The sequence below is a fragment of the Undibacter mobilis genome, from assembly GCF_003367195.1.
Taxonomy (GTDB): Bacteria; Pseudomonadota; Alphaproteobacteria; order Rhizobiales; family Xanthobacteraceae; genus Pseudolabrys; species Pseudolabrys mobilis.
In genome coordinates, this window is sequence record NZ_QRGO01000002.1 from 428,454 (window position 1) to 440,875 (window position 12,422).

Below are 12,422 nucleotides of genomic sequence, written 5' to 3' on the forward strand. Positions count from 1 at the left end.
GCTCCGCGCAAAACACTTGAATGCAGCGCCGACCTTATCGTCTCGCCAGTATCCTCGCCACCTTCTCCAGGCTGCGTCCGCCGAAATAGGCCGTGAGCACGATCATGGCCCAGTCCGCCACGTCGCCCTTCAGCGGATCGGTGACGCCGAGGCCCAGCACCTTGTCCCAAACCACGACTTTCCAAACATAGATGATGAAAGCGCCGGCAAAGAGCGGCCGCGGCAGCGCCGTGTACCAGCGGCCCTGCTCGGCGACGATCAGCTTGCCCGCCAGATCGCGCTCGCGCGCCTCGACCTCGAGCGCGCGGGCGGCAAGATCGGCGGCGATCTTCTCCGACGTATTCTCGGCGGTGAGCTTGGCGCGATAGGCATCGACCGCGGCCTTGGCGAAAGGTCCGCCGAGCAGATTGCCGAGCCAGCCGAGGATGGTCGCGATCATCGTGTCAGTTCCGGTCGAGCGTGCGCCGCCGCGCCAGCTCGGTGATCAGGCCGATCGCGATGACGTAATACGGCACGTAGCGCGGCTGCAGCGCGGACTGCACGGCCTGCGACACCGCCGGGTCCTGCAACACCGTTTCCGCCACCCCCATGACGAGCCCGGCGCAGGCGACCAGACGCGCCCACAGGATGGTCGCCGAATGCCTGAACCAGTTCTTGATCCTGTCCCACATGCTAGAGCCTCCTGAATGGTGCGAAGAACGAGATCAGCGCATGAAAAAGCCCGCGCGCGGCGGGCTGGTTATGCGGCGATAGGTTGGATGAATGCGGCCCGGGCGGCGCCGTGGCGTGTTTCGCCATCGTCAGCGCCGCGGCTTTGACCTCCGCGACGCGCCTGCCCCAGCCCCGGCCGAACACCGGCCATGTCTTCAGTGCTTTGAGAAAGCGCAGGCGCTCGTCGCAGATCGCGGCGACCAGCGTCGCCGCATCGGCAACGCGCGCCGCCGCGATCACCTCGTCGCTCACTTGGTGCGTCGTGTCGGGCAGCTTGAGCAGCCGCCGCAGCACCTTGCCGCTGCGGCCGATGCCCGAATTCACGCCGTAGTCGAACACCGCGTAATCGACGCCGGCCGGCAGTTCGTCGCACCGCTGCGCATCCCAGTAGCGAGCGCGATAGATCGCCTTGGCCTGCCCGATCGTCATTGCCTTGACGTCGGCCGCCGTCGCGTCGGCTTTCACGTACTTCCGGTAATCGGCGATGGTAATGCCGAAATTGGTCGGTCCACCGGGATCGGACGGATGGTTCGAATAGCCGCCTTCATGCGCCAGCAGACCGGCCAGCGCGCCGTCGTAACTGGATGCAGCCATCGCCGTCTCCTCAATTGTACAAATGTGGAAGATGGTTGAGTGCCGCTACGGCACGTAGTGGCCGAAGAACTGCGACTGATCGGCGCTGACATAGCCGTCATGGCTGTCGAAGCGCACGCGCACATCGATGATGTCGTCCTTGGCGCATGGCGCCAGAACAGTGAGATTATACGTGGTCACGCCGTCGACAGGGGCGCCGGACATCGCACGACCACAGCCGAGTTCGGCGCCGTTCTTGTAGAAGGCGACGGTCACCTGCGTCGGCACGGTCGCGTTCGCCTTGAACCGCAACGAAAAGCCGAAGACGTAAGCGCCGGCAAAGGGCGCGGTGAAACTATTGCCGCCGGCGCTGAAGGCGCCCTGGTCGTTCAGATCGGCGATGTTGAACTGCACCTTGGTCCAGCTGTTGGCGGCGATGTAGTTGTCGAAATTGGTGGTGGCGCAGAACTTGGCCGCACGCGGCAGGCTCGGCCGCCCGCTCGCGCCGTCGATCACCAGCGCCTCGGTCCAGCTCGCGCCATCGGGCGAAACCTTGAGATGAAAATTGTCGTCGCCGGCAAGACCGATCTCGGCGCGCGCCGACCAGTTATCCTGAAATACAAATGACAAGGTGTTGCCCGCGCTCTCCTTGTTCAAGGTGTAGCGCAGGTCGCCATTGCCGCCTTCGGTCACCGTGCGGGCGGCAAAGAGCGCATGGTTGAGCTTGGCGCTGAGCGGATTGCCGGCATCCGCCGTGGTGCCGACACCGAGCAGACTGAGATTCTGCAAGGTCGTGAGCGAGGCGAAGAAATCGACCCAGGCGATGCCGTCCCACGCCAGCAGCGCGCCTTCGTCGATCACATAGGCCAGCCAGCCAACGCGCGGCGCGCTGATCTGCCAGGCGCCATCTTGCCACGCCATAATCGCGTCTTCGCAGCCGGCCCACGCGCCGGTCGCTTCTGCGTTGACGATATAACGGTCGCCTTCATACCGCAGTTCCGGCGGCGCGGTCAGGTCGCGGTCCTTGACCGCGAGTTGCACCAGCGTGTCGAGGATGCGCAGCGCCTCGTTATGGGTGACATGCTTCTGCGCCTGGCTGCCTTCGATGCAAGGCAGCCGGAGATTGGCTGTATCGGTCATTGTCTATCCGTTTTGTGAGAAGTCAGACTTGCAAGGTCGCCTGCGCGGTGAAGCCGCGCCCGACCGTCGCCGACAGTTGCGCGACGCGCACGGTGAGGCTCGTTTGTGCCGTGCCGAAATCGGCAATCTCGTCGGCCGCGGCATAGATCACCGAAGGCGCCGTGCTTGTCAGCGTGCGCAACACCGTGCCGGCCGACATGATATCGATGTCGTAGCGCTCGCCGTCTTCGCCAAGCGGCACCTCGCCGCTCCAGCTGTCGCCTTCGGCGCGCGTGCGCCGGATCCAGCGCAAGGTGACGCCGGCGCCGTCGCGCGCGGCCCGCAAATGCACCGGCGCCAGCGGCTTGAGCGCAGTGGCCAGCGGCGTCACGTCGAGCGCCATCGCGGCGGCGTCGGCGGTGTCACGGCCGGCGGCAACAACACGCAGCTGCATCGCCCTGTCGCGCGCGTCGATGCCGCTGGCGATGGTCACTGCATGGCCATCGAGCAGCACGAAGGGCGCACCCGTTGGCAGCAGCGGCGTCATCGCGCCTTCGCTGCCGGCCTGCCCGCGCAGCAGCTTCGATAATCTGTAGGTGCGCGCGCCGATCAGCTCGGCTTCGGCGAACTGGATCACTTCCCATTGGCCGTCGGGGTGGCGCAGCGCCGCGGCATTTGCGCCGGCCAGCACCGACAGGTCGGATGCCGACGCCAGCGCGCCGCCATAGATCTTCACCGTCACATCCGCGTGGTGCCAGCGCGCCGTCGGCCCGGCGGCAAGTTCGTCGAGCGTCTCGCCGATGACACAGGGCGCCGTCGCCAGGGCCGCCCGCGAGAAACTGGCGCCGTCGCGCGACGCCCACACCGCCACCGCGCCTGGCCAGGGATCGGCGAACACCGCGAGCCGCGACAGCACCACGGGTGTCTCGGCATTGAGGCTTGGCAGATCGAGCGCTATCGCCACCGGCGGCCCGACCGGCGCCGGCACCGTCACCGATTGCCGGACCGGCGGCGACAGCGCGACGTTGAAAACGTCGGGATCGATCGACCGCGCCGTGATCGCGCGTGTCTCGGCGTCGGCGATTTCCTCGATCTCGATCAGCCGACGCCGCCCGTTGACCGTCAGGGCCGCGACATCGCCCGGCGTCAGCTTGAGCTGACTCGGTGGCAACGCAAAGCTCGCGCGCTCGCGTGTCGCCCACAAATCCTGCAGCCAGATATTGGCGCGCCGCTCGACCTGTTCGCCGCGCCACACCATCGCCAGTTCGGCATGGGCGTTGCGCGTCGAGGCACCGACCAGACGCCGCGACATCGCGGTCGCGCGCTGATAGTCGCTGCCGATTTCGGTGAAGGCGAGCGACACCTGGCGCGCAAGGTCGCTGTCCTGCGCGCGCGTCAGCCGCGCCGGCGCGGCGGCATCGGGCAGGACGAGATCGTCTTCGGCAAGCTCTGCAATCGGCATGCCGCCACGCTGACGAAAGCGCAGCACGCCGCCCTCTTCAACCGCATCGAAGGCGAAAGCCAGCGCCAGCGGATCGAGCATTGCGCGCGGCGCCATCGGCCGGTCGATGGCATAACCCTCCGGGCCCTCGCCGAGATCGCGCGTATCGACATTGCCAATGCCGCTGTCGGCCAGCAGCGCACCGACCAGCGCGTCGAGCGGCGCGCTGCCGAGCCGCCCGGTGAGCCAGTGCCCAGTCTGCCAGTTGCCGGCATCGCCCCACACATCGCCCGCCGCCGGAAACACCGGATAAGGCCGCGCATCCCAGGTCCACAGATAGATCGATTGCGGCGCGATCATGCGCCCGCCATAGACAGTCGATATCGGGTTGAGACTGGCATTGCCGAAATCCGGATCGAAGGTTCCGAGCACCGCTTCGAGAAAGCGCCGCTGAATGAGGTCATCGCGCCGGCCGCTGGAGAAAGGCGGCAGCGCGCCTTCCGACGATTTCGGATCGGGAAACACATTCGGCGCGTTGGCGCCCTTGTCCACCGCCGGACAACCCAACTCGGTGAACCAGATCGGTTTCGATTGCGGCAGCCACGCCGTCGGCGTCGGCAGCTCAGCGCCGCCAACGCGCTCGTAATGAGCCTGCTGCCAGAAACTCCAGATGTCCTTCTGCCGGAACACCCAGGGCTTGCCGAGGCCGTCGGTGATGGCGTTGCGGTCTTGCGCAACACGCGCCGCATCGTCGGCGTAGTACCAGTCGTAAGCCTCACCACCATTCAGCCGGCTGGCGAGATAATCGGTGCGATAGGGATTGTCGGTGAGATCGCGGTCGAGCGCATCGGCCTCATCGCGCCAGTCGGACAGCGGCGCATAATAGTCGATGCCGATACAGTCGATCGCGGACGACGCCCACAGCGCGTCGAGCGGAAAGCGCACTTCATTGGCGTCGCTATCGACGACATGCGCGCCGTATTCGGTCCAGTCGGCCCCGTAGGTGATCGTGGTGCCGCTGCCGACGATCGCCCGCACCTCGGCAGCAAGCGCTACAAGCGCATTCACCGCCGGATAGATGCCGGATGCCGAGCGCACCCGCGTCAGCGCCTTCAGTTCCGATCCGATCAGGAAGGCATCGACGCCGCCGGCCGATTGCGCCAGCGCGGCGTAGTGCAAAATCATGGTGCGATAGTTCCAGCCATCCGGTCCACCGCTGAAAAAGGCGTTGACCTGTGTCCCCGCCGTCGCCGTGCGGTCGGGCGACCCTGCAACACCCGGCGCCGGCGAACAGGTGATGCGGCCGCGCCACGGATACAGCGGCTGCGTCCCCGCGCCGGTGTAAGGATCGGTGCGCGTATTGCCAGCCGCGATGTCCATCATCACGAAGGGATAGAGCGTCACCTTCAGCCCGCGCGCTTTCAGATGCGCGATCAGGTCGCGCACGCTCTGGTCGGACGGTGTGCCGCCGAAGGCCGCGCGGCCTTCGACTTGCGACACCACATAAGCCGAGCCGCGACCGAGGCCCGCCACCGACCAGGTGGCGCCGCTCGTCTCCTTCACCGCATTGTCGATGCCGGGCCGCACCCGGCAGGTGCCGCAGCGCAGGTCGTCGCCGAACCAGGCGACAACGATCGCGACGCTTTCGAGGTTCGGTGCCACCGCCTGCAATTCGTCGAGCGACGCCACCACATCGGACGGCGCGAAGCTGACATGCCGGTTCTCCGCCACAACCTGGCCCGGCCCCATCACGCGCACCACGGTCGAAGGCGTGTAGCCGAACTCGGTCGAGCCCGGGATCAGCGTCACCGCGCGCGTCATGGTTTCGAGCTTGCCGACCGCGCGCACCACCTCGAACGACAATTGTGGAATGCGGTTGCCGAAATCGGCCAGCGGCAATCGCTCGAACACCACATAAGCCAGCCCGCGATAGGCCGGCGCCTGCCCTTCCTTGGCGACGATCAGCGGATCGGGCGTCTGCGTTTCGTCGCCGCGATAGACGCGCATTGTCAGCCCGGACAGGTCGAGCAGCTTGCCATCGGCCCAGACGCGACGCACCGCGCTGATCTCGCCCTCGCACAGACCGACGGCGAGGTTGACGTAATAGGAATAAGTCGTCGTCGTGGTCGTGACGCGCGAGCCGCCCATCCCCTTGCCGCCACCACCACCGCCGCTGCCCGTGGTCTGGCTCGTCGTCGTCACCACTTCTTCGAGATTGGTCGCCCAGATCATTTGCCCCGCGAGCCGCGCGCGGCCGAAGATTCGCGGGATCGGCGCACCGTCGGTCGAGGCCATGACTTCGAGATCGGACAGACGCGGCCCGGTCACACTGCGCTCGCGGCCGCCGAACAGCGCCTGGTCGATGGCATTGCCGGCAAGTGCGCCGACAAGCCGCCCGGCAATCGCGCCGGCCGGCCCGAACACACGGCCAACGGTCGCGCCGGCGGCTGAGAGAAGAAGTGCGGCCATTGATTCAATCCACGGCAAGAAAACAAAAGCTCATATCCGCCTCATCCTGAGGAGCACCGCGCCAGCGATGCGTCTCGAAGGATGGGCGGCCCATGTTTCGAGACGCGCCCCTGCGGAGCGCTCCTCAGCATGAAACCGAGCGAGGTTGGCGTGATCTATTCGACACCCGGAAACCGGAATGCATAGGCGATACGCCGGCGCCACCACGGCGCCAGCGCAACTTCGGTGACGCAGGCACCGTCATGCGCATGCACCATCAGGTCGGGCGCAGTGACGATCGCCAGGTGCTTGGCGGCGAGATTGTCGCGCCAGCGGAACAGCAGCACATCGCCCGCACCGGCTTCGTTGCAGGCAATCGGCGTGAGATGCCGCGCCGCCGCTTCGGCAAGCGGCTCGCCGCGCGCGGCTTCGGCCCAGTCCGGCGCATAAGGCGGCGCGCGTTCGGGCTCGGTGCCGACAACCTGGCGCCACACCCCGCGCACGAGGCCGAGGCAGTCGCAGCCGACGCCCTTGAGCGAAGCCTGGTGCCGGTACGGCGTGCCGATCCAGCTCCGCGCTTCGGCGATGATGAGGTTTCGCTTGATGTGCATAATTTGTCTCTCGTCATTCCGGGACGGCCGTCAGGCCGGACCCGGAATCCAGATAACCCTCAAGCGGTGCTGGATTCCGGATTCGCACTGTCGCGCGCCCTGGAATGACATTCACGTTTGCAAACTGCTTCCATCGTTCCCCGGCTCGCCGGCCACCGGATAGCGCAGCACGAAATCGTTGCCGGGGATGTGGGGGAAACCGCGGAAGTTGACGATGTTGTTGAAGCGGTCGTGACAGGTGGCGAAGCGCTTGTCGCAGCCGGCCGTCACCGTGAATGTGTCGCCTTCTTCGATTGGATGCGGCATCGCCTGCCACAGATCGAGGCGCACGCCGCCGCTCGCGCGATGCGCCTTCACCTCGATCGACAATCCGGCATTGGCGCCGCTCGTGAAGGTCACTTTGCCGGCGGTGAACCAGCCATCGGCATAGGCATCGAGGCCGCTGGCGCCGAAGCTCGACGCCGCAATCACCACCAGCACGGCCCCGGCTCCTTTGTATGCCGGCGTATCGAGATCGATCTTGCAGCGGCCGTCGCCGAGATCGGCAGCGCAGCCCGACGTGTAAAGCCGGCCGCGCTCTTCGCCGAGCGCCTGGCTGAGGCCACGCACCTCGGCGACGAACGCCGCACCATCGCGCCGCACTTCGCCGAGCGTCCCCTTGGCGAGCATGACCCGCAAGGTGGGTTCGCTCCAGTCGGTCAGCCAAAGTTCGACATCGGCCGCATCGTATGAGCCCGCGGCGAGATCGTCTTCGTTCAGCGTGTCAGCATTCAGCGCGCCCGACAGCTCGGAGGAGTCGACTGCGAGGCCCTGCTTCTGCGCCACTTCACTGCCGGAGAGCCCGTTGCCGGCGCGGCAGGTTATCCCGCCGATCACGACATCCTCGTCGTGATCGGTGAAGCCCTGCACAATGCCGTCGCGCCGGGTCACGATCCAGCAGCGGCACAGAGTGGTGACGCCGGAGTCGAGTTTGGTTTGCAAGGCGGACGGGATCGCTTTCACGGCTTGATCTCCACCAGCGGAATCTTCGGGATCGCGCCCGCCGCAAAGGCCGAGAGATCGACTTCGAGATAGTCCGTGTCGAAGCGTACCGGCACATCGAACACAAAGCCCGCCGTCACCACCTGCCCGCTCGCCGGAATATGCCCGGCGGCAAAGGTCACGATGCCTTTCGCCGGATCGACGGAGAACGCCGACCCGTTCTTCTCGACACCCGCCACCGCAATCCTGACGCTGCCGGCAACCGGCTTCTCGATCCGCCGACGGTACGGCGCGTGCGCGCCGCCATAGGTCTTGGCCAGCGCGAAAGTCGTCGCCACGCCATCGCCGGTGCCGATCACCTGGTTGAGCGCGCTCACACCCACGCCCGGCGGCGCGGACGAGTGATCGAGCCGGTCGCGCCAGCGGAAACCATGCAGCCGGCCCCGGCGCTCCTCGAAAAACTCGATCACCTGCGACAGCGCCTGATGCGTCTTGACGCCATAGCCGGCATCGTAGCGGCGCCGCGAATGCGCCCAGCGCGCATTGCGCTCCTCGCGGCCCGAGCCGAGCGTCACCACGTCGGTGCGGCGCTCGGGCCCGCCGCCGCTCTTGAGCGCGATATCGAGCGGAAACAGCACATCGTGAAATGCGCTCATCTAGAGGCTCCGTTGTCCGCGCGCCACCGCGCGCGCGATCTGCGAGGTGACGTAAGCCTCCGAGCGTCGGAAGCTGTCGGCGTCCGGCGTCGTGATCTGCACGGTGATGTTGGCCGGCGCATTCATACCGCCGCCGGCAATGCCGAGGCGTCCGTCCGGCCCGCGCGCCAGCGGCAAGATCGCTTCCGGTCCCGCCTCGCCGGCCAGGCCAAGGCCGCCGGCCATCGGGAAATAGCCCGGCGCGCCGATCACACCGCCGCTGGCGAAGGGCAAGATCGGCGGAAGGCGAATGGGGGGGAGCAACAGATCGAAAATCGATCCTGAGCCCGTTTTCAGGCAACCGCCTTGCGCCGAGCCCGTGCAGCCGCAACGACAACCACATCCGCCGCCGCCCTCGTCGCGCGGGCCGCGCCGCGTTTCCGGATCGTTCAGCTCCGGAAACAACTCACGCAACAAGCCTTTCAATCCCTTGTCGATGACGCCGGTCAGCGGCTTGAAGGCCTGCGTTACCGCAATCTTCGACAATTGCAGACTCGTGGACTTGAGAACGTCGTCGAACTGCTTGCCGCCAACGATCACGTCGGCGAAAGCCTTGGTCATTGCGCTCGAGAATGAGCGTGTGCTGATGCCGAGCGCATTCGTGCGCGTCTGAACACGTTCCAGCGTCGTCGAATAGTCTTCAGCAGCCAGGCCTGCCTGTTGCGTGTCGAGCAGTTCATCGCTCATCGGGATATCTCTTCATCAATGCGGCAAAACCGTCGCGGTCGAGCGGCGCGCGTCGTCCGGTGACCGCCTCGATCGCGTAAGCGAGTTCGCGCGGCGTCATGCGCCAGAACTCACGCGGCGCCAGCCTCAGCACGCCGAGGCCGAAGCCGATGGCCTGCGCCCAGGGGAACGGCGTCATGGTTCGTCGCCGAAGGTCGCGGCGAGAAGCGCTGCGGCAATGCGCACATAGCCTTGCGCGCCGCCCTCGACGACCAGACGCGCGACCTCGTCGTCGCTGATCGCTTCGCCGGCGCCGCGCAAACCGGCGCCGATGATGCGCGTCAGATCCATCGCCTTCAGCCGCCCGGCGCCGATGCGCTCGGTCAGCGCGACAAGATCGTCGGCGCCGAACGCACTCTCCAGTTCGGCCAGCGCGCCCAGCGTCAGCACCAAAGTGCGCCGGACGCCGCCGAGCTCGGCCTCAATCTCCCCGCGGTGTTTGTTCGCCATCGTGTCACGCCGCCGCGAAGGTCACTTCGCCGGCCGACTCCATGGCGACGTCGTAAGTGACTTCGCCGTTATGCTCACCGGCAAATTCGAGGCTGGTGATCTGGAACGATCCCTGCACCGTGCCGAAGTCGGGGATAACGACCTGATAGGTCTTCACCGCGCCGTCGAAGAAAGTCTGGCGCATCAGCGCGTCGCTCGCGGCGTCCTTGAACAGGCCGCGGCCCGACAGCGAGGCGCGTTTGACGCCGGCACCGTCGAGCAGTTCGCGCCAGCGATTGGCGCTTTCGGCGTGGGTGATGTCGACGGTCTCGGCGTTGAAGGCGAGCCGACGCGTGCGCAGGCCGGCCACCGTGGCGTAGCCGGCCCCGTCGGCGATCTTGATCAACAGGTCCTTGCCTTTTTGAGCAGTCATTGGGTCGTTCCTTTCTGAATTCAGGCCGGCTCGGTCACGGCGCGGAAGCGCACCAGCGCGTGATAGGTGCGCCCGTCGGCCTCGCGCCGCACATCGGCGACGGCGAAACGCAGATTGACCAGGCGGTGGTCGCTGAGCGGCAGCGGCGCATCGTCGAGCGCCTGCAACAGCGCGCCGGCGATCACATGCGCTTCCTTGTGCCCGCCCTGCCGCGACCAGGCATGCAGCGTCAGCGTATGCTCGGCGCCGTCGCCCTCGCCGGTCGAGAAGTCGGCGAGGCGCGCCTCGCCGAGCGTCACGTAAGGAAACGCCGCGGCGCGCGGCGGCTCGTCGTACACCTTCGGTCCGCCAAGTGCGGCGAGCAGCGCGCCATCGGCAACAAGCGCGTCGCGCACGGCCGCGCGCAGCGCCACGGAAGCAGGCGTCGTCATGTTGATTGTCCTCGCTTTAATCCAGCCGCTCTTCGGCATCGATTTCGAGAAAGCGACGGCGGCCGGCTTCGCGCAGGGCGACGATGCGATAGATGTGCGTGCCCTCGATGAGGCGATGCCGCGTCGTCACGTCGTTGCGAAAGCGAATGATGACACGACAGCGCACCGAGGCGCCCTGCCGCTCGGCCTCGCCATGCGCATGCGCTGCGACGGGCGTCACGCTGCCCCACACGGTCGCCACCGCGGCGTAGTCGCGGGTGACGCCGCCCGCGCCGTCGTCCGTCTCTGACGGCGCCTGTAGAACAAGCCGGCGATCGAACGTGCCGATATCGAAAGCCGCGCTCATAGCGACAGCATCCGGTAAGGCGCGATCAGCGCCGCCACCGTCACGGGCAGCGTACCGGAAGCGCCGGCAATGCCGCGATTCTCGTACCAGTGCGCGGTCAGCAGCCGCACCGCCTGGCGCAGCGGTTCCGGCACATCGCTCGCCGCGGCGCCATAGCCGGCGGTGACATCGACTTCGATGCCGGCTGCCGCCCGTCCCGGCTGCGCCAGCGCCCACGGTGCGAAGACGAGCTGCGAGCCCGCCGTATCGACCACGAAGCTCTGCAGATCGAGCGCGCTCGCATGACCGGCATCGTCATAAACCCGCACGGCGTTGAGCGCGGCGAGCGGCGCCGGCAGCACCTTGAGCCGCCCGTCGGCCGGCCAGACATCCAGCGTCAGCCGCCACTGTTGCGCGACCAGGGCACGCCGCGTCTGTGCTTCGACGTGAATGCGCGCCGCGGCAAGCAGCGCGCCGATCACATCGTCATCGTCATTGTACTCGACGCGGAGGAAAGCCTTGGCTTCGGCGAGCGACAGCGGCTCGACCGCCGGCGCGGTGAGAAGAATGGAGGGCATGGGGTTTCCTGAAAGGTGATTGACAATCGTCCGCACTCAAGGCTCATGCCTTCCGCATGCGCCCTGCCGTCACACTTATCTCCGCCTTGCTGGCGACGCCGGCTTTCGCCATCAGCGGCAATGCGCCACCGGCGAGTGGCTTTGCCGTGCGTTCGCTCGTGATGCTCGTCGACAGCCGCGGCGGTCTTTGCACCGGCACGGCGATCGCACGCGATCTGGTGCTGACCGCGGCGCATTGCGTGGCGCGGCCGGCCACCTATCGCGTGCGCCTGAGCAAGGACGGCGGCATCACCGACGTCGAAGCCACGCGCAGCCATCCCGGCTTCAACATGGCGAACTACGTCGCCAACCGCGCCACCGCCGATGTCGCGCTGGTGAAACTCAAGACGCCCCTGCCCTTGTCCGTCGTGCCCGCCGCGCTCGGCGGCACGCGCCGTGTCACCGTTGGCGAGACGATGATCGTCGCCGGCTTCGGCGCCGTGCGGGATAATAATGAAACCGGCATCGGCCAGCCGCGCATGGCGCCGCTCGTCGTCACCGGCCAGCCTGGCAGTCTGCAAATTCGTCTTCAGGACCCGGCGACGCGCAATGCGAGCGCCGGCCTCGGCAGTTGCACCGGCGATTCCGGCGGGCCTGCTTTCGGCCGCAAGGACGCCGACGATGGTGAAGTCATGGCCGTCGTCAGCTGGTCCACCGCGCCGAAGAACGAAGCCGGCTGCGGCGGCCTCACCGGGCTGACGCCGCTCTTGAACTACCGCGCCTGGATCGTCGACACCGCCGCGAAACTGGGCTCGCCGCTCGCACCCTGAGTCTTCGGCGTCATTCCGGGGCGCGGGCGCACCCCGCGAACCCGGAATGACGGATGAACCAAGACATTACGCCGCAGTATCGCGCCGCCGTTCGCGCCGCTAGGGTGCGCGC

The 12,422-nt window shown here is 67.0% G+C and carries 16 protein-coding genes; 1 reads left to right on the plus strand and 15 read right to left on the minus strand.

Annotated features, from left to right (window positions below):
- Window positions 1–34 precede the first annotated feature (34 nt).
- From DXH78_RS16185 to DXH78_RS16255, 15 genes are all read right to left on the minus strand, one after another.
- Complete coding sequence (locus tag DXH78_RS16185; protein ID WP_115518254.1) at window positions 35–439, minus strand: hypothetical protein; 405 nt, start codon at window positions 437–439, stop codon at window positions 35–37.
- Window positions 440–443: 4 nt separating this feature from the next.
- Complete coding sequence (locus tag DXH78_RS16190; RefSeq protein WP_115518255.1) at window positions 444–671, minus strand: hypothetical protein; 228 nt, start codon at window positions 669–671, stop codon at window positions 444–446.
- Window position 672: 1 nt separating this feature from the next.
- Window positions 673–1,305: a glycoside hydrolase family 108 protein gene (locus DXH78_RS16195; protein WP_115518256.1), complete on the minus strand. Its 633-nt coding sequence runs from the start codon at window positions 1,303–1,305 to the stop codon at window positions 673–675.
- Window positions 1,306–1,350: 45 nt separating this feature from the next.
- Entirely contained in the window at window positions 1,351–2,424 is a 1,074-nt protein-coding gene (locus DXH78_RS16200; RefSeq protein ID WP_115518257.1) for a DUF2793 domain-containing protein, read from the minus strand.
- Between the two features lie 22 nt (window positions 2,425–2,446).
- Window positions 2,447–6,313, minus strand: coding sequence for a baseplate multidomain protein megatron (locus tag DXH78_RS16205; protein WP_115518258.1), 3,867 nt, complete (start codon window positions 6,311–6,313; stop codon window positions 2,447–2,449).
- A 155-nt stretch (window positions 6,314–6,468) separates the two neighbouring features.
- Window positions 6,469–6,903 carry an NlpC/P60 family protein gene (locus DXH78_RS16210; RefSeq protein WP_115518259.1) on the minus strand — a complete coding sequence of 145 codons (435 nt, stop codon included), beginning with the start codon at window positions 6,901–6,903 and terminating at the stop codon, window positions 6,469–6,471.
- 111 nt (window positions 6,904–7,014) lie between these two features.
- Window positions 7,015–7,905 (minus strand): DUF2163 domain-containing protein, encoded by an 891-nt coding sequence (locus DXH78_RS16215; protein WP_115518260.1) that lies wholly within the window; start codon window positions 7,903–7,905, stop codon window positions 7,015–7,017.
- Window positions 7,902–8,540: a DUF2460 domain-containing protein gene (locus DXH78_RS16220; protein WP_115518261.1), complete on the minus strand. Its 639-nt coding sequence runs from the start codon at window positions 8,538–8,540 to the stop codon at window positions 7,902–7,904. Before DXH78_RS16220 ends, DXH78_RS16215 begins: the two co-directional genes overlap by 4 nt.
- A complete protein-coding gene (locus tag DXH78_RS16225; RefSeq protein ID WP_115518262.1) occupies window positions 8,541–9,266 on the minus strand; it encodes a phage tail tape measure protein in 726 nt (241 codons plus the stop codon). It abuts the gene before it with no gap.
- Complete coding sequence (locus DXH78_RS16230) at window positions 9,256–9,444, minus strand: rcc01693 family protein (RefSeq protein WP_115518263.1); 189 nt, start codon at window positions 9,442–9,444, stop codon at window positions 9,256–9,258. Before DXH78_RS16230 ends, DXH78_RS16225 begins: the two co-directional genes overlap by 11 nt.
- Window positions 9,441–9,755 (minus strand): gene transfer agent family protein, encoded by a 315-nt coding sequence (locus DXH78_RS16235; protein ID WP_115518264.1) that lies wholly within the window; start codon window positions 9,753–9,755, stop codon window positions 9,441–9,443. Before DXH78_RS16235 ends, DXH78_RS16230 begins: the two co-directional genes overlap by 4 nt.
- Window positions 9,756–9,759: 4 nt before the next feature.
- Window positions 9,760–10,167, minus strand: coding sequence for a phage major tail protein, TP901-1 family (locus DXH78_RS16240; protein ID WP_115518265.1), 408 nt, complete (start codon window positions 10,165–10,167; stop codon window positions 9,760–9,762).
- Window positions 10,168–10,187: 20 nt separating this feature from the next.
- Window positions 10,188–10,598 carry a DUF3168 domain-containing protein gene (locus tag DXH78_RS16245; RefSeq protein ID WP_115518266.1) on the minus strand — a complete coding sequence of 137 codons (411 nt, stop codon included), beginning with the start codon at window positions 10,596–10,598 and terminating at the stop codon, window positions 10,188–10,190.
- 16 nt (window positions 10,599–10,614) lie between these two features.
- Window positions 10,615–10,944, minus strand: a complete 330-nt coding sequence (locus DXH78_RS16250) for a phage head closure protein (RefSeq protein ID WP_115518267.1) — start codon at window positions 10,942–10,944, stop codon at window positions 10,615–10,617.
- Window positions 10,941–11,501, minus strand: coding sequence for a head-tail connector protein (locus DXH78_RS16255; RefSeq protein WP_115518268.1), 561 nt, complete (start codon window positions 11,499–11,501; stop codon window positions 10,941–10,943). The genes DXH78_RS16250 and DXH78_RS16255 overlap by 4 nt, the downstream gene beginning before the upstream one ends.
- Window positions 11,502–11,557: 56 nt before the next feature.
- Here DXH78_RS16255 and DXH78_RS16260 point away from each other — a divergent pair, with 56 nt between their 5' ends.
- A complete protein-coding gene (locus DXH78_RS16260; protein WP_115518269.1) occupies window positions 11,558–12,310 on the plus strand; it encodes a S1 family peptidase in 753 nt (250 codons plus the stop codon).
- Window positions 12,311–12,422 lie beyond the last annotated feature (112 nt).